Here is a 16,486-nt window from a genome sequence, read left to right on the forward strand (position 1 = left end):
TTTTCACCATCGATTCATTGAATGCACGCGTCGCTGCATTCACCGGGAACTGGCATGACGAAAAGAATTCTGATCATCGGGATCGGCGCGGGAAACCCCGACTACATGACTGTTCAGGCGATCAACGCGCTCAATCAGGTCGACGTGTTCTTCGTAATGGACAAAGGCGTCGCGAAGGAAAAACTCGTTGCGCTGCGTAAGGACATCATCGAGCGGTTTGTGAAAAACGAACGCTATCGTATTGTCGAAGCGACGAGTCCCGAACGTAGACGCGACGAGGGCAAAGGCGACTACAGGGCCGCCGTCGACGAACTCAACCGCGACAAGCAGCACGTATTTGAACGCCTGATATCTGACGAGTTGAGCGACGGCGAATGTGGAGCATTTCTGGTCTGGGGCGATCCGTCGTTATACGACAGCACGATACGCATCGTCGAAGCGATCGGGAAAGCCGGCAACCATACGTTCGACTACGAGGTCATTCCAGGCATCAGCAGCGTCCAGGCGCTCGCTGCGCGGCACAAGGTGCCGCTCAACCAGATCGGTCGCTCTATCGAGATCACCAACGGCCGTGGCATTGCCGACGGGTTCCCGAATAATGTGGACAGCGTCGTCGTCATGCTCGACTCGCAGGATACCTACCGCAAGCTTGTCGGTCAGAATCTGGATATCTACTGGGGCGCCTATGTTGGAACGCCAGATGAAATCCTGATCTCGGGAAAGCTGCACGACGTCGCGGATGAGATCGTGCGTGTCCGTGCAGAAGCCCGCAGTAAACATGGGTGGATCATGGACACCTATCTGCTGCGCAAGCCCGGTGATGAAACCTGACGGCGCAACATACGCAGCAACATAAACCAACGGCCACCTTCAGGTGGCCGTTTTGCATGTCGCTTACGGTTTCACACGTCGCCGCCGTGCACGCTCGCTATCAAACACCCGCACGCAAGGTTTTAGCCGCCGCAACCATATTCGTCAGCGCCGGAATCACCTCTTCCCACGCCCGCGTCTTCAACCCGCAGTCCGGATTCACCCACAACCGCCCGGCCGGAATCCGCTCGGCCGCTTTGCGCATCAATTGCACAATGTGCTCCTGGCTAGGGATGTTCGGCGAGTGGATGTCGTACACGCCCGGGCCGATCTCGTTCGGATAGTTGAAATTGTCGAACGCGTCGAGCAACTCCATATCCGAGCGCGATGTCTCGATCGTGATGACGTCCGCGTCCATATCGGCGATCGACGCAATGATGTCGTTGAACTCCGAATAGCACATATGCGTGTGAATCTGCGTTTCGTCCTGCACGCCATTGGCCGTGATGCGGAACGATTCGACGGCCCATTGCAGGTATTCGTTCCACTGCGACTTGCGCAGCGGCAATCCTTCGCGCAGTGCGGCCTCATCGATCTGGATCACACGCACGCCGGCCCTCTCCAGATCCAGCACTTCCTCGCGGATCGCCAGCGCCAGCTGGTAGCACGACACCGAGCGCGGCTGGTCGTCACGCACGAACGACCAGTTCAGGATCGTAACGGGGCCGGTCAGCATGCCCTTCATCGGCTTGGCCGTTTGCGCCTGCGCATACTTGATCCACTCGACCGTCATCGCCTTCGGACGACTGATATCGCCGAACAAAATGGGCGGCTTCACGCAACGCGAACCGTACGACTGCACCCAGCCGAACTGGCTGAACGTGTAGCCGTCGAGTTGCTCGCCGAAGTATTCGACCATGTCGTTGCGTTCCGCTTCGCCGTGCACGAGCACGTCGAGACCTAGCGCTTCCTGCTCCCGCACGCTACGCACGATCTCCTTCTGCATCACCGTCCTGTAGCCGGCTTCATCCAGCTCGCCGCTCTTGAACTGGCTACGTGCCTGGCGAATCTCGGCGGTCTGCGGGAACGAGCCGATCGTCGTGGTCGGGAAAGCCGGCAGGTTCAGCAACGCAGACTGCTTCGTCGCCCGCTGCGGATAGGCGCTGTGACGCCGGCCCAACGCAGCATCGATCTTCGCGATCGCGGCCTTGACCGCAGGGTTGTTCACGCGCGGTGAAGCACGACGGCTCTGGATCGCAGTCTGATTCTGCGCAAGCTCGGCCTGAACGGATGCACGCCCTTCGTTGAGCGCACTCGCAAGCACCTTCAGCTCATCGAGCTTTTGCAGCGCAAACGCAAGCCAGGATTTGATTTCGCGATCGAGTTTCTGTTCGCTATCGAGATCGACCGGTACGTGCAGCAGCGAGCACGACGGCGCGAGCCACAAGCGAGCCTGCAACGCCTGATGAATCGGCGTCAACCATTCGAGCACCGCATTGAGATCCGTCTTCCAGATGTTGCGACCGTTGATCACACCGAGCGACAACACCTTGTCTGCCGGCAACTGCGCAACCACCTGTTCGACTTCGGCGCGCGCGTTGATCGCATCGATATGCAGGCCATGCACGGGCAGTTTGCACGCCAGCGAGAGATTGCCTTGCAACTGACCGAAGTAGGTGGCCAGCAACAGCTTGACCCGGGTGTTCTTCAGCGCATCGTAAGCGGTGACGAACGCTTGCTGCCAGACCGCATCGAGTTCCGTGACCAGCGCCGGCTCGTCGATCTGCACCCACTCCACACCCTGCGCAGCCAGTTGCTCCAGCAAGGCCGCGTACACCGGCAACAGGCGCGGCAACAGCGCGAGTTTGTCCGAATCGTCTTTCGCCTTTCCCAGCCACAGATACGTCACCGGTCCGACGATGACCGGCTTCGCCTTCACGCCCAGCGCACGCGCTTGCGCGAGCTGCTCGAGCAGACGCGACGCATCGAGAGAGAACTCAGTCGCTGCACTGAACTCCGGCACGATGTAGTGATAGTTCGTATCGAACCACTTGGTCATCTCGCCGGCCTGAACACCGCAGCTGCACGACGCATCGTGCGCCGAACGACCGCGGGCGACGCGAAAGTAATTGTCGAGCTGGTCGCCGTCGAAGCCACGCACGCGCTCCGGAATATTGCCGAGCGTAAAGCTCGTATCGAGCACCTGGTCGTAGAACGAGAAATCGCCGACCGGCACCTGATCGAGGCCCGCCTGATTTTCCCAGTGCCGTTGACGCAGTTGCGCGCCAAGACCGGTCAATTCTTCGCGCGATGATTTGCCCTTCCAGTAACTCTCCTGCGCGAATTTCAGTTCGCGCTTTGCACCGATGCGAGGGAAGCCGAGATTGTGCGTCGTAACCATGATGATGAGCCGCTCCAGAAATGAACCGCTCGATCATAGGGTGAATGATCCATGAAATATAATGGTGTTATTTCATCGATCGATTAGATTTGCTCATGGAGCAACGATGCTTGAACGAACCCATCTGGCCATCATCCGGGAAGTGGACCGCCAGGGCTCCCTGACTGCGGCGGCCAATGTGCTGTGCCTCACGCAATCGGCGCTCAGCCATACGGTCAAGAAGATGGAGCAGCAGCTCGGTACGGCTGTGTGGGATCGCGAGGGGCGCAATCTGCGCCTCACGCAGGCCGGTCAATACCTGCTCGCGCTCGCCAACCGCGTGCTGCCGCAGATGGAACACGCGGAAGAGCGGATGAAGCAATACGCGCAGGGACAGCGCGGTACTTTGCGCATCGGTATGGAGTGCCACCCCTGCTACCAATGGTTGCTCAAGGTCGTCTCGCCGTATCTGGCGCGCTGGCCCGACGTCGATGTCGACGTCAAACAGAAATTCCAGTTCGGCGGGATTGGCGCGCTGTTCGGCTATGACATCGACATTCTGGTCACGCCGGATCCGCTAAGAAGACCTGGGCTGCTATTCGAACCGGTCTTCGATTACGAGCAGGTGCTCGTGGTGGGATGCAAGCATCCACTCGCGCAGTTGCCATTCATTCCACCCGAAGCACTAGCCGACGAAGTGCTGATTACGTATCCGGTCGAAATCGATCGGCTCGATATCTATAACCAGTTTCTGATGCCCGCAAACATCTCGCCGAAGCGGCACAAGGTCATCGAAACAACCGACATCATGTTGCAGATGGTCGCGAGCGGCCGCGGTGTCGCTGCGTTACCGCGCTGGCTCGTGGAAGAGTACGCGGGCAAGGTCGCGATCAAGCCGGTTCGGCTCGGCAAGAAAGGCATCGCCAAGCAGATCTTTCTCGGTGTACGCGAGACCGATATATCGATCGATTATCTGCAGGCGTTCGTTGCGCTCGCGCGTGAGTCCGACTGGAATGCTGCGGCGAGTACGGTTTGAACCGCACTCGCCGCCTGCGCTCCGCTTTATCGTCATGCAGCCGGAACAGCCGCTCCCACCTGCCGGTACACCGCGCTCTCGAAGCCGATGAGCGTGTGAACAACAGGCATATCGAAGAACGGCAGCAATTGCGTCATGAGCACCGCGGCGATGCCTTTCTCCCGGTCGATCCAGTAGTACGTATTGAAGACCCCGGACCAGTCGGCGGTGCCTTTGCTGCGCATGCCCGGCACGTTGTCGAGCGTGAGATGGAAGCCGAGCCCCCAGCTTTGCGGCACCGGTGGTGCGGACACGTCGTTCGTCAGTTCGGGCATCGCGGACTTGAGGAACGTCGGGACCTTGATCGGCGCGAGATGATCTTGCAGCGCCATCCGTACGGTTGCCGGTTCGAGAACGCCGGCTCCGTCGTTGAGCCATGCCCGCAGGAAACGGCCGTAGTCCTGCGCCGTACCGTAGGACCCGTGGCCCGCCGCGTCCCATTCCGAGGTGGGAGGCAGGTCGAGCCTCGAAGGCTTGAGCGTGCCGTCAGCCTGGCGCTGCATCACGCGAAGCAAACGGCTGCGCTGCTCGGCAGTGGGTTCAAAGGTCGAGTCGTTCATGTCGAGCGGCCCGTACACATGCTGCTTGAGGTAGTCGCCCAGACTCTGCCCCGACAGCTTCTCGACCACGAGCCCGAGCCAGTCGGTGTTGGTTCCGTACTCCCAGACGGTGCCGGGATCGTTCACGAGCGGCATTAAAAGACTGCGCTTTAGCCCTGTCAGCGGTTGAGGCTCACCGGTCAGCTCGTGGTAGCGCGACAACTTCTCACTGAGAAAGAAATAACCGAGGCCAGCCGAGTGAGTCATCAACTGGCGTACGGTGGCCTTGCTGGCAGGCGGACGCAGGCGCGGCTTGTCGCCGTCGAAACCTTCCAGCACTTGCAACTGACCGAACTCCGGCAGAATCGATTCGACGGTCGCGTCGAGGCTCAGCAATCCTTTCTCGACGAACTGCAGCGCCGCCGTGGTGGCCACGGCTTTCGTCATCGATGCGTTGCGGAACATCGCGTGCGGGCCAGCCTCGCCGGCCGCGTGATGGAACAGCGTGCCGCTGCGGTCGACGACCACTGCCGCAATGCCGTGAACGGCGCCCTTCGATACAGCGTTGTCCAGCAAAGCCTTGATAGCCGAACCGTCAAAAGCCATGGTGATCTCCTGCATTCATGATGGGGAATGGGTACGCGAAATCGTCACTGGGACGAACCGAACCATTGTGCGTCAGGAACGAGAATCGGCTCGTGAACCCGGGCACTGCATTTCACATCGTGATTCGGGAGCTATCTGGACGCGTCGGCAAGTAGCGCCCAACGCTCATGGTCCCTCCATTCACCATCGATGCGCAGATAGCGCGGCGAATAACCTTCCTGCCTGAAGCCCACCCGTCGCACGAGCGCAATCGATGCAACATTCTCCGGCTGAATGTTGGCCTCCAGGCGATGCAGGCCCAGTTCGCCGAACGCAAAATCGATTGCCATTCGCAGGGCCTCGGTCATGAGTCCGGTGCGGCTGAAGTCCACCATGCCGTAGTAGCCGAGATACGCGCTTTGAAATGCGCCCGCTACGATCTCGTTCAGATTGATCACACCGACGACGCGATTCGATGCAGCCTCGCGTGCGACGAGACCGACGTTGGGTCCAGTCAGTCCGCGTGCAAACCAGTTGTCAAAGCCTGGCTGATCGTTGAACGACGTGACCCACGGCAGGTGGTATTCCCGACTCGCCGAGTTTGCCGCGATCAGATCGGCGGCGTCGGCGCGGGTCGCGCGGCTTAGTCGAACGAGACTCATGCTTCTCCATGGGATAGTGGTAGAGGATTATCAGGAAGTGTCAGTATTCGTCAGGACGATCCCGACTCACCAGACTCAGGTATTCACTCAGTCCTGCTTCACCCAAAGGCTTGTTCATCACGCGAATGGTGTGTGTGGCGTTGTCCATCACATAGTTGTCGAGGCGCCGCACTTCGACGTAGCCATTCCGCTCCCAGAAGCGTTCCGCGCGCTTATTGCCGTCGATGACACCGAGGCGCACCCACTTCGCACCCGACGCCTTGAACCATTTCTCAAGAGCGCTGTACAGGTGCCGCGCAACACCTTGCCCGTGCTGTTCAGTCGACACGATAAACAATCCCAGATGCCAGACGCCCTCAGCGAAGAGATCGGAAATAACGAACGCATATGCGGTCAATTCGTTGCTTGCATCGATGAATCCAATCGCGATCTGCTCGGTAAATGGCCATTCTTCGGGCAGTTCGCTTTCGAACTCTTCGGCGGCTTGAGTTTCTGTCGGTGGGTGACCCTCGGCTAGCAGGAAGTACCCGGGATTTTTTTCCAGAAAGATCTGAATGACAGGGATGTCACTGCGAACGAGTTTGATGGCGCGATAGCCGTCCGTCTCGAACAGCATTTGATTCATTTCGAAATGCATCGATTGTCCGCTCAAACGCCGCAACGCTCCGCCGCTTCCGCGCGCAGAAACTCGATCAAGGTATCCAGCATCCGATGCCGGCGAGTCACTCCATGGCGCAGCACGAAACACCATGAAGCCGGCCGGGACAGCGTGGGGAACACACGCACCAGACGTCCGCTGCGCAGTTCCGCATCCACCAGCGCCGAGCGGCCGAGTGCGAGTCCCGCTCCGCCCACTGCCGCACCGATCACCTGGCTAAAACTGCTGTAGCGCACGATCTTGGTTTCGAAGTCGTCAGGCAGGCCGAACTCCGACGACCAGTTACGCCAATCGATCTCGGGGAAATCGTCGTGCGTTTCCTGAAGCAGGCGGCATCGGCAAACCGCCGTGGACGCGAACGCATGCAGCTCGGGGCTGCACACCGGAAACACTTCCTCGCGGAACAACACGATGTCATCGGGACGCACCGCGCGTTCGGAGATGTGCTCGATAGCGAGGTCGATGCCGTGCCTGGCAATATCGGGCTCGCCATCCTGCGTGATGGCGTTCAGCGGCGTATCGGGATAGCTCGACGAAAACTCAGCGAGACGACGAGCGAGCCACATCGTCGAAAACGATGCGTTCGCGGAAACGGTCAGTCGCCTTACGACACCCTTGATCTGCGAGCACGCATCTTCCAGCAGCGACAGCGCACTACTCACCGAGGGCAGCAGATCCGATCCCGCCGACGTCAGGCGAATCCCCCCTACTCCAGTACTGCGCTCGAGCAGCCGAACCCCCAGCGTCTCTTCGAGGTTGCGGATCTGATGACTGACCGCGCTGGTCGACACATTCAACTCGGCGGCCGCACGCGCAAAGCCGCCGAGCCGCACAGCGGCCTCGAACGCGCGCAACGCTGGCAGTGGCGGGATCGTGGACATAGGCGGGTATTGTAGGATATTCAACACCCGATGAAAAACCATCTTTTGCCTGCCTGTCCGGCGCAAGGTAACGTCGCAAGACCAAAACCAGATCGCACTGAACCGACCGGAGGTAGGGATGTATTTCGATAGCAAGCTATGGATGATGATGGCGGGGTTGCGACTGCGCGTGGCCGGCGCGGCGGGCCTTGGCCTGATCGCCATGGGCTTTGGCGTCCTGCGTTTCGTTTTTCTCGGCCGCGTCCTGGCGCTCGCGTTCGGCGGCGCGCCGTTGCAGCAGATCGCACTGGCCGCAGCCGCCACCGTGGCCTGCATGTTGCTGCGCGCGTGGCTCGATCATCGGCGGGCCGTGCTGGCCCAGGCTACCGCCGGGCGCGTGCAATCGGTGCTGCGCGCGCGTCTCTTCGATCGCATTGCCGAACTTGGCCCGGCGTGGTTCGGTGCAGAACGCACCGGCGGTGTGATGCTCGCGGTGATCGACGGTGTCGAGCAGTTGCAGACTTTCTTCGGCGCCTACCTGCCGCAGCTCATCATCGCTGCGTGCGCGCCGGTCGTGATCTTCGCCGTGCTCGCCTGGTGGGACGTGCCGACCGCGGCGGTGCTGCTGGTTGCCGCTCTGGCGACACTCGCGCTGCCGATGCTGGTCCATAACGCCGACAAGCGCGCGGCCATCGCTCGCGCCGCTGCGTTCAAGTCATTCGGCGAAGAATTCCTCGATGCCGTGCAGGGCCTGCCGACGCTCAAGGCATTCGGCCAGAGCGCGGCCTTCGCGAAGAAGCTTGCCGGACGCGCGCGCGAGCTGTCCAACAGCACGACCTGGGTACTCACGCTGGGTCTGATGACCCGCTTCTTCACCGATCTCGGCACTGGCCTCGGCGCAGCCGCCGCTATCGCGGTAGGCGCCTGGCGCGTGCATCACGGCGAGATGAGTCTGGAAGCGCTGCTGATCATCCTGATGGCCGGCACCGAGATCTTTCGTCCGTTGCGCGATCTACGCTCGGTTTTGCATCAAGGGATGATCGGGCAGTCGGCGGCGAGCGCGGTGCATGCGCTGCTGGAAGCGCGCAGCGATGCGCCGACCGGAGGCGCCGCGCATGTGCCTGGACTGACACCGCGTATTGCGTTCGACAGCGTCAGCTTTGCCTATCCGGGGCGGCACGCCGATGCGCATGCGGGACTGAGCTTCGAGATTGCCGCCGGCGAGACGGTTGGCATCGTCGGGCCGAGCGGTGCGGGGAAATCCACGATCCTGCGGCTACTGTTGCGGCAGCACGATGCGCAGGCCGGGACGATCCGCATCGGCGGTCACGACATTCGCGGCCTCGATCCCGATCAGGTGCGCAGCATGATCGCGATCGTCGCGCAGGACACCACGCTCTTCGACGGCACGATCGCCGACAACCTGCGGCTCGGCCGGCACGATGCCAGCGAGCCCGACATGATCGCCGCAGCGAAAGCCGCCAACATTCACGACTTCATCGCCGCGCTACCCGAGGGCTACGCGACGCGTATCGGCGAACGCGGCGCGACGCTGTCCGGCGGTCAACGCCAGCGCATTGCGATCGCGCGCGCGTTGCTGCGCGACGCACCGATCCTCGTGCTCGACGAAGCGCTATCCGCCGTCGATGCCGAGAACGAAGCGGTCATCCAGCAGGCACTCGACCGGCTGATGCGAGGCCGCACGACCTTGATCCTCGCGCACCGTCTGTCCAGTGTGATCGGCGCGGACCGGATTCTCGTGCTCGATCAGGGGCGTGTGGTCGAGAGCGGCACGCATGCCGAACTGATCGGCCGTCCGGGCGCCTATCGTCGCTTGATGGGACCGCAGGTCGCAGCGGCCGGCGAACGGCCGGTGATCATCGAAACGGTGCGCGCCACTGCGACGTCGTCGGGGCCGCAAGTGCGACCGCTTTCCGAAGATGCCGCCGCAATCGGCTGGGCTGCGACCTTGCGCACGTTGTTGCGCTTCGTGTGGCCATGGAGAGTGAAGCTCACGTTGACCGTGCTGTGCGGCGTCGGCCGGGTGCTGAGTTTTATCGGCGTCGGTGTGCTGGGCGCGCTCGTGGTTGCCGGCGTTGCGTCGGGTCGACCCGTCGTGGGGCTGACCATCGGACTGCTGATCGCAGCGCCGATCGCAGCGACGCTGCACTGGCTCGAATCCGGCATGGCGCATGACATGGCCTACCGCATGCTCGCCGAAATGCGTATCGCCCTGTTCGCCAAACTGGAACGCCTCGCGCCCGCCTATCTGCTGTACCGTCGCTCCGGCGATCTGGTGACGCTCGCGACCCAGGACGTGGAGATGGTCGAATATTTCTACGCCCATACGGTGGCTCCGGCCTTCGTCGCCGTGCTGATTCCGGCCAGCGTGCTGGCGCTGCTCGCATGCGTAGCGTGGCCGCTCGCGCTGGTACTGCTGCCGTTTCTCGCGTGGGCTGGCCTGACTCCTGTCTTTGCGCGTAGCAAGATCGATCGTCTTGGCGGCGAGGCGCGCGCTGCGTTGGGACAGCTCGGTGCGCATCTCACCGAGACGATTCAGGGTCTCGCCGAACTGGCCGCGTTCCAGGCAACGGGCCGCCGCCGCAGCGTTTTCCTCGCCGATCTCGCGTCTTATCAGCAACATCGATCGGCGCTGCTGGACGACCTCTCGCGTCAAAGCGCCGCGCTCGAAGTAGCGACTGGCCTCGGTGGCCTTGCCGTGGCATTGCTCGGCACCGTGCTCGCTTCGCACGGCTGGTTTGCGCACGAATGGCTGCCGCTGCTCGTGCTCGTCGCCGTCGCGGCCTTCATGCCGGTCGCCGAGATTGGCCAGGTCGCGCGTCAGCTCGCGGACACGATCGCCGCCACGCGCCGGCTGCATGTCGTCGAGTCGGAGACCGAAGCGGTGACCGACGGCGATCAACCGGTACCCGCCAACCCGCAAGTGCAGGTCGATGCGGTGAGCTTCGCATACCCTGGCCGCGGCACACCGGCGCTGAATCGCGTGAGCTTTGCGGTGCGCCCCGGCAGCACCGTGGCGCTGGTCGGCGCGTCGGGCGCGGGCAAATCGACGGTGGCGAATCTACTGTTGCGTTTCTGGGACCCGCAGCAAGGCACGATCACGCTGGGCGGCACCGACCTGCGCCGGCTGCGCCTCGCCGATCTGCGCGACCATATCGCGCTGGTCGCGCAAGATACTTACCTGTTCAACGACACGCTCGAAGCCAACATCCGTCTCGCGGGACGCGATGTGTCCGATGCGGATGTCCGTCGCGCACTGGAGCGGGCCGCGCTAAGCGAATTTGTCGATCGTCTGCCGGAAGGTCTGGCGACCCGCGTGGGCGAGCGTGGTGTGCAGTTGTCAGGCGGGCAACGTCAGCGGGTCGCGATCGCCCGTGCCTTCCTCAAGGACGCGCCGATCCTGATCATGGATGAAGCGACCTCGCATCTGGACACGATCAGCGAGCAGCAGATCCGGGCCGCGCTCGACGATTTGATGGCGGAGCGCACCTCGATCATCATCGCGCACCGGCTATCGACGGTCCAGAACGCCGACACGATTCTCGTCATGGGTGACGGGCAAGTCATCGAAGCGGGTTCGCATGCCGAGTTGCTGGCGGCGCGCGGTGCGTATGCGCGGCTTGTTGCGCATCAGTCTGGGGCGCTGGCTGCGTAGCGTATGCGTGGTTATCGTACGGTGACCCGCTCACGTCAGCGACAGCTCGGGTTCGGCCACGGAAATTACTCCGGCGGCCGCGACCCGAGCAACAGGATATCCACTAGCCGTTTCGCACTTTCCTGCCAATCCGGCGCCGATGCGACATTCGAAACGCCGACGAGCGCGCGCAGAAGATCCAGTGGTTCGAGATCGGGACGAATGTCGCCGCTGGCAACAGCACGCGCGACGAGCGACTGGATCGCTTCCGTGATCAGCGCTCCGGACGCTTTGTACACTTCCGCCGGCCCCCCGACGATCGAATTCAACGCGGGCGCGATGATCTTCTTCGTGGCGATGTAGTCGACGAAAAGCCGCATCCACGACCGTAGCGCCTCGAGTGCGGGCAGTGAATCGGACAAGCGCTGCTGCTCTTCCGCGAGCTTCGTCACCTCGGCGCGATAGACACTCTCCAGCAACGCATCGCGGGTCGGGAAGTGCCGGTAGAGCGTGCCGGGACCTACGCCCGCCTGGCGAGCAACGTCCTCGAGACTGATGTCGTCCCCTTCCCGCGTAAATGCCTTCTTCGCTTCTTCGAGAATGCGCTCGCGATTGCGCAGCGCGTCTGCTCTCGGTTTTCGTTCTTTTGGCGTCGAGTCGTTCATCTATATCTGGGTACTTGCAAATGGAGGCTGTCTCCGCTTATGATGCAACCAAAGCGGAGGGAAACTCCGTTTTATCCGGATCGGGCAATAACGTCAACTTTATTGTGATGGAGCAGCGAACATGGCGGACCTATTGGGTGCGACTTCAACAACCGACGACGTGCTTTCAGGCGTCGATCTTCGCGGCAAGCGAATTCTTGTCACGGGCGTTTCGGCGGGGCTCGGAGTGGAAACGGCCCGGGCGCTAGCCGCGCGCGGAGCGAGTGTCATCGGCACGGCCAGAGACCTGGCGAAAGCGCAGCAGGTGATTGCCGAAGCGCGGCGCGGCGCCGAAGCAGCGGGCGGCCGCATCGATCTGATTGCACTCGATCTCGCCAGCCTCGAGAGCATCCGCGCTTGCGCCGACAAGCTCCAGGCGGAAGGCAAACCCATCGACATCATCATCGCGAACGCAGGCGTGATGGCGACGCCGTTCGGCAAAACAGCGGATGGCTTCGAGACGCAGTTCGGCACGAATCATCTGGGGCATTTTGTATTCGTGAATCGCGTCGCCTCGCTGATCCCGGCTGGCGGCCGGGTGGTCTTGCTGGCGTCCTCGGGGCACCGTTACGCGAATGTGGACCTCGAGGATCCAGGTTTTGAGCGCACGCCTTACGAGCCGTTCGTCGCCTACGGACGCGCCAAGACCGCGAACATCCTCTTCGCGGTTGCCTTCGACCAGCGACATCGGGCGCGCGGCGTGCGGGCAACTGCGGTCCACCCTGGCGGGATTCAAACGGAACTTGGCCGCCATATGGACCCGGAGCAGATGACGAAGCTCGTGGATACGATCAACAGTCAGCTTGCATCCGAGGGCAAAGGGCCGTTCCAGTTCAAGACCGTCCCGCAGGGTGCGGCAACGTCGGTGTGGGCTGCGGTGGTCGCGTCAGCCGAAGACGTCGGCGGGAAATATTGCGAGAACTGCCACGTGAGTCACGCGGTTGCCGACGATGTGGTCATTACACCCGTCAGCGAAGGCGTTAAACGCTATGCGCTCGATGCTGCAAACGCCGAAGCGCTCTGGCGCAAGAGTGAAGAGCTGGTGGGTGAATCGTTCTGATACCGCGGTTCACGTTGCTTGACCAGGGATGTGAGATCGGTACGTTATGAAGTACTCGTCTTCCGTCACGGCGCGGAAACCGAGCTTCTGATAGAAGCTGATTGCTGCCCGGTTGCTTAAGAAACATGAGAGGGTCAACGGCTGGCCGGACGCTGCTGCTCGCGACATCAACGTGTGCATTACCGTCCGGCCGATACCCCGGTTTCTGGACTCTGGTTGTAAAAGCAACAGCGATAGGTGGAGCGAGTCCGGCTCATTCCTTAACGCGAAGTACCCCACCGTTGCTGAGCCCAAGACGATCAATGAAATTTCCGGATCTGGATACGACTTGCTGAAGCGATCTTGCTGGAAATCTTCGTCCCAGCCGAATGTCTGGTCGATGTATTCGTATAGCGAGAGTTTGTAAAGCGCGAACAGCGTTTGCCGGTCGACCGTGCCTTCGGACATCGGGACTAGACGGATTGCGCTACTTTCGCGAGAGTTCATGTCGTTCGGAACGTCGGCTCATTGGTTGGTCTGGACAACAATAGTACCGTCGTCGTGTCGGCCTTGACACACCCCCATTCGCTCAAACAGCGACAGCCCGCGCGGCAACCGGCTGACCTTCCCCGCTGGAATCGTCGAAAACCCGAGTCACGGCCTGGGCCAGTTCGTAATAGCCCTCCCGGCGCATATGAAAGCCGTCGTCAAACAGCCAGTCGATGCGCGTAACGGCATTGACATCGACATACGCGAGGTTGTCGAGCGTCCCGCACGTGTCGGCGATGAACTCGTTGTAGCGCTGCCGATGCCCACGTTCGTCGGGATTGCTCTCGAGCTTGCGGGTGTTCTCCAGCAGCACGACGATTCTTGCAACAGTACGTCGACAGTCGAAGCATGTCGCAGCCGCCGATCACGACGAGCTTGTACTGGCGCAGCGTCGAGATGGCATCGCCGGCCGAAGCGTCCTTGATCCAGTCCACGCTGGTGTAAGTCACAATTCGTCACGCAGCGAGGCCGGTTCTTGATTGCAACTGGAACACGAACTAGCCGGCACGCGTTCCTCAAACGCACGTCACTCGATACTGACGTGAAAAACGGTTGCATGCACATCCTTCAACAAGGCCCGGTGCCCAAGGCCACCCTTGTCGATCGGCTGATAAGCACCTGACACAAACAACCGGAACACCGTATTCACGCGCTTGAGCGTGGCCGTGGCGGCGCTATAAAGATTGGCGCGCCGGCGCAAGCGCTCACCAAGCTTTCGATAGTATTTCGCCGCAGTAACGGCGCGTCGCTGGATCTGGACCGGCGCGTGCGGCGAAACCTGCCGCAGTTTTTCCGCACGGCCTGACGCAGCCATCGCCATCCTGCGATAGTGCGCAGCGCCTGCGGATCGACTTCTTTTGACGGTTTCCCCCATGTCGCGATCGGCGGAAACACCGCAGCTATTGTTTTCGTGCTGGCGGTAAAGCGCGAGTTCGTCGGTAATCGCGAAGATTTTTCCCAGCGATGTCGCGACAAACCACGCCCATGTATCGTGCGAGGTCGGATAGCCCGGGTCGACAGGATGCTCCGGTCGATCGTGCCAGTCGATATAGTCGTAAATGGAGCGTCGAACGACCGTCGACATACCGAACAAAACGTACCAGGGGTTCGTCGTCAACGGTTCATGCACGCCCCGATAGGACCAATGCGCCGCGGTGTTGTCGGATCGAACCTTGAGATCGGCATCGACCACCTTGACCCCGTGAACCACCAGCATCACATCGGGGTCCGCGAATTCTTTCGCTATGCGCTCAAGCTTGTCGTTGGTCCACACATCGTCCTGATCGCAGAATGCAACGAACTCGCCGCGACACAGCGAAATGGCCTTGAAAAAATTCTCGTGGAATCCAAGGCGACGTTCGTTGCGCACTATGCGGACAGGAAAGGGAACGCTGCGTGCAAATTCGACTGCTATGTCGTGCGTTCCGCTATCGGGGCTGTCGTCGGTGATGATCAGTTCGGATGGCAGAAGAGTTTGCCGGGCGATGCTATCCAGTTGCTCGCGAAGAAAACGTTCGCCCTTATAGGCGGCCATCGCTATCGATATATCCATAGAACTCGTGTCGTAGGGGTCGAATCGAAAATGTGTGCGAGCGCGAAATTTATCGTAACAGTGCATTGGCAACTCGACGCATCCGGGATCTCGTAGTCGTACTGATTTGCACTCGCACGACGATCACTGCCACGTGGTGTGAGCAAGGGACGTTCCCTGTCGTTACGCTTTCGGATTGAATACGCGGGGCTTTGGCGTAGGTGCCGTGTGTGATGTGTTGCGGCTGTAGCCCTAGCCTGCGCTGGGTATGACGTCGGTATGCATCTCAACAGGCCTGCGCACGACGAAGCGTTGGGTTACGACGACCTTGCAAGTAGTGTCGTCATAAAAAAATGTAACGATCTTTCTATTGTCAGTGCATGGACTGAATCGCGATCAACACCTGGATCGTCTTCGCAAAGGTTCGCAAAGCGCTTGGCCATAGCAGGCAAGCATGTGTCGACAAACGTGTAGTGTGATGCCCCGGGCACCATGATCACCTGCGCGTTGGGCATCAACCCGGCTATACGGTGAATGTTGGTTTGAACCGGCACCGTTACGTCGGCGGTGCCGCCAAGCAGCAACACGGGAATATCTACGTCAGCGAACGATGCGTTGTCGAATGCCTCGCCAAGAGCCGGAGCGATTGCGACAACGGCCTTGATGCGCTCATCCCGATAGGAGGCACCGGCGCGCGCCATGGAGGCGGTCGCATCTGGTGTAAAGCTAACCGGTACGTGATCGTCGTTAAGACGCTTCCTTTCGGGCGGACTACAGGTTGCATCTGCAACAGGTGATCTGCAGAAATTCCGGAATGCAGGGAGATTGGTTCGCGCGCCCGCTAGTTCAAGAATCGTGTAACCGCCCAGCGAAAAACCCACGGCACCGATCCGGTCACGATCGATATGCGCACCAAGCACAGGATCGGCGAGTACCCCATCGAGCACTTCGCTGACGTCCGTAGCACGCTCCCACCACAGCATGAAACCATCTTGCGTCAACGGCTCCAGCGCGTTGTTGCCGGGATGATTCACCGCCGCGACGATGTAGCCGTTCGCGGCAAGCGCAGACGCTAACCAGTCGAGACTACCCGCGCTACCACCGGTACCGTGCGATAAAAGCAGCAGCGGATATTTTGCGTAACTAGCCGATAGCGGCGCGTCATCGGCAGCCGGATGCGCGCGGAAGAACTGGCGGTCCGTCAAACCGATATCGCGCTGCGACTCCGGTGTGCCTCTATATACCGGATACCAGATTTGCGTAACGAGTCCCTTGGTCGCCGCACCGCGCCAGTTGCGCGCTACCTCGGGATGAAACAGTCGTGAGGTTTCTCCGACGTGATAGGGGTCGTCGTTGTCCGCGGCTAAAGCAGCATTTGAAACAGCACCTGTCCACAGCAACGCCAGAGACACGACGACAGCCAATCTACGAGAAGACAT

At 60.9% G+C, this 16,486-nt stretch carries 14 protein-coding genes; 4 read left to right on the top strand and 10 right to left on the bottom strand.

The features are described from left to right. Positions 1-21: 21 nt before the first annotated feature. Entirely contained in the window at positions 22-831 is an 810-nt protein-coding gene (gene cobF / locus M0D65_RS05985; protein WP_266251828.1) for a precorrin-6A synthase (deacetylating), read from the top strand. Positions 832-931: 100 nt separating this feature from the next. On the opposite strand, the gene metE is transcribed toward cobF, so the two are convergent. Further along, on the bottom strand, positions 932-3,211 hold the full coding sequence (gene metE / locus M0D65_RS05990; protein ID WP_266251830.1) for a 5-methyltetrahydropteroyltriglutamate--homocysteine S-methyltransferase: 2,280 nt from the start codon (positions 3,209-3,211) through the stop codon (positions 932-934). A 106-nt stretch (positions 3,212-3,317) separates the two neighbouring features. On the opposite strand from metE, the gene M0D65_RS05995 reads away from it, so the two are divergent. Continuing rightward, on the top strand, positions 3,318-4,226 hold the full coding sequence (locus M0D65_RS05995; RefSeq protein WP_266251831.1) for a LysR family transcriptional regulator: 909 nt from the start codon (positions 3,318-3,320) through the stop codon (positions 4,224-4,226). Positions 4,227-4,258: 32 nt separating this feature from the next. On the opposite strand, the gene M0D65_RS06000 is transcribed toward M0D65_RS05995, so the two are convergent. From M0D65_RS06000 to M0D65_RS06015, 4 genes are all read right to left on the bottom strand, one after another. Then, on the bottom strand, positions 4,259-5,410 hold the full coding sequence (locus M0D65_RS06000) for a serine hydrolase (protein WP_266251833.1): 1,152 nt from the start codon (positions 5,408-5,410) through the stop codon (positions 4,259-4,261). Positions 5,411-5,541: 131 nt separating this feature from the next. Further along, a complete protein-coding gene (locus tag M0D65_RS06005; RefSeq protein WP_266251834.1) occupies positions 5,542-6,051 on the bottom strand; it encodes a GNAT family N-acetyltransferase in 510 nt (169 codons plus the stop codon). A 40-nt stretch (positions 6,052-6,091) separates the two neighbouring features. Then, positions 6,092-6,676, bottom strand: a complete 585-nt coding sequence (locus tag M0D65_RS06010) for an N-acetyltransferase (protein WP_266251836.1) — start codon at positions 6,674-6,676, stop codon at positions 6,092-6,094. Between the two features lie 23 nt (positions 6,677-6,699). Next, positions 6,700-7,590 (bottom strand): LysR family transcriptional regulator, encoded by an 891-nt coding sequence (locus M0D65_RS06015; RefSeq protein WP_266251838.1) that lies wholly within the window; start codon positions 7,588-7,590, stop codon positions 6,700-6,702. Positions 7,591-7,708: 118 nt separating this feature from the next. Between M0D65_RS06015 and M0D65_RS06020 the strand changes: the two genes are divergently transcribed. Beyond that, entirely contained in the window at positions 7,709-11,245 is a 3,537-nt protein-coding gene (locus M0D65_RS06020) for an ABC transporter ATP-binding protein (RefSeq protein ID WP_266251839.1), read from the top strand. A 65-nt stretch (positions 11,246-11,310) separates the two neighbouring features. Here the strand turns inward: M0D65_RS06020 and M0D65_RS06025 are convergent, their stop codons facing one another. Beyond that, complete coding sequence (locus tag M0D65_RS06025; RefSeq protein WP_266251841.1) at positions 11,311-11,889, bottom strand: TetR/AcrR family transcriptional regulator; 579 nt, start codon at positions 11,887-11,889, stop codon at positions 11,311-11,313. Between the two features lie 121 nt (positions 11,890-12,010). On the opposite strand from M0D65_RS06025, the gene M0D65_RS06030 reads away from it, so the two are divergent. Further along, positions 12,011-12,988, top strand: a complete 978-nt coding sequence (locus tag M0D65_RS06030) for an SDR family NAD(P)-dependent oxidoreductase (protein WP_266251842.1) — start codon at positions 12,011-12,013, stop codon at positions 12,986-12,988. A 9-nt stretch (positions 12,989-12,997) separates the two neighbouring features. Here M0D65_RS06030 and M0D65_RS06035 read toward each other — a convergent pair whose 3' ends face one another. From M0D65_RS06035 to M0D65_RS06050, 4 genes are all read right to left on the bottom strand, one after another. Then, positions 12,998-13,474, bottom strand: a complete 477-nt coding sequence (locus M0D65_RS06035; protein ID WP_266251844.1) for a GNAT family N-acetyltransferase — start codon at positions 13,472-13,474, stop codon at positions 12,998-13,000. Positions 13,475-13,556: 82 nt separating this feature from the next. After that, a complete protein-coding gene (locus M0D65_RS06040) occupies positions 13,557-13,829 on the bottom strand; it encodes a hypothetical protein (RefSeq protein ID WP_266251846.1) in 273 nt (90 codons plus the stop codon). Positions 13,830-14,042: 213 nt separating this feature from the next. Continuing rightward, positions 14,043-15,068 (bottom strand): glycosyltransferase, encoded by a 1,026-nt coding sequence (locus M0D65_RS06045; protein ID WP_266251847.1) that lies wholly within the window; start codon positions 15,066-15,068, stop codon positions 14,043-14,045. A gap of 296 nt (positions 15,069-15,364) precedes the next feature. Then, positions 15,365-16,486: a prolyl oligopeptidase family serine peptidase gene (locus M0D65_RS06050; protein WP_266251849.1), complete on the bottom strand. Its 1,122-nt coding sequence runs from the start codon at positions 16,484-16,486 to the stop codon at positions 15,365-15,367.

It is taken from the genome of Paraburkholderia sp. CHISQ3 (assembly GCF_030464945.1).
Classification (GTDB): Bacteria; Pseudomonadota; Gammaproteobacteria; order Burkholderiales; family Burkholderiaceae; genus Paraburkholderia; species Paraburkholderia megapolitana.

Excerpts from the sequence above, each read along its gene's own strand:
- M0D65_RS06005 (WP_266251834.1), bottom strand. The coding sequence starts at position 6,051 with ATGAGTCTCGTTCGACTAAGCCGCGCGACCCGCGCCGACGCCGCCGAT.
- M0D65_RS05995 (WP_266251831.1), top strand. The coding sequence starts at position 3,318 with ATGCTTGAACGAACCCATCTGGCCATCATCCGGGAAGTGGACCGCCAG.
- M0D65_RS06000 (WP_266251833.1), bottom strand. The coding sequence starts at position 5,410 with ATGGCTTTTGACGGTTCGGCTATCAAGGCTTTGCTGGACAACGCTGTA.
- M0D65_RS06035 (WP_266251844.1), bottom strand. The coding sequence starts at position 13,474 with ATGAACTCTCGCGAAAGTAGCGCAATCCGTCTAGTCCCGATGTCCGAA.
- M0D65_RS06025 (WP_266251841.1), bottom strand. The coding sequence starts at position 11,889 with ATGAACGACTCGACGCCAAAAGAACGAAAACCGAGAGCAGACGCGCTG.
- M0D65_RS06015 (WP_266251838.1), bottom strand. The coding sequence starts at position 7,590 with ATGTCCACGATCCCGCCACTGCCAGCGTTGCGCGCGTTCGAGGCCGCT.
- cobF (WP_266251828.1), top strand. The coding sequence starts at position 22 with ATGCACGCGTCGCTGCATTCACCGGGAACTGGCATGACGAAAAGAATT.
- metE (WP_266251830.1), bottom strand. The coding sequence starts at position 3,211 with ATGGTTACGACGCACAATCTCGGCTTCCCTCGCATCGGTGCAAAGCGC.
- M0D65_RS06050 (WP_266251849.1), bottom strand. The coding sequence starts at position 16,486 with ATGTCTTCTCGTAGATTGGCTGTCGTCGTGTCTCTGGCGTTGCTGTGG.
- M0D65_RS06020 (WP_266251839.1), top strand. The coding sequence starts at position 7,709 with ATGTATTTCGATAGCAAGCTATGGATGATGATGGCGGGGTTGCGACTG.
- M0D65_RS06010 (WP_266251836.1), bottom strand. The coding sequence starts at position 6,676 with ATGAATCAAATGCTGTTCGAGACGGACGGCTATCGCGCCATCAAACTC.
- M0D65_RS06030 (WP_266251842.1), top strand. The coding sequence starts at position 12,011 with ATGGCGGACCTATTGGGTGCGACTTCAACAACCGACGACGTGCTTTCA.
- M0D65_RS06045 (WP_266251847.1), bottom strand. The coding sequence starts at position 15,068 with ATGGATATATCGATAGCGATGGCCGCCTATAAGGGCGAACGTTTTCTT.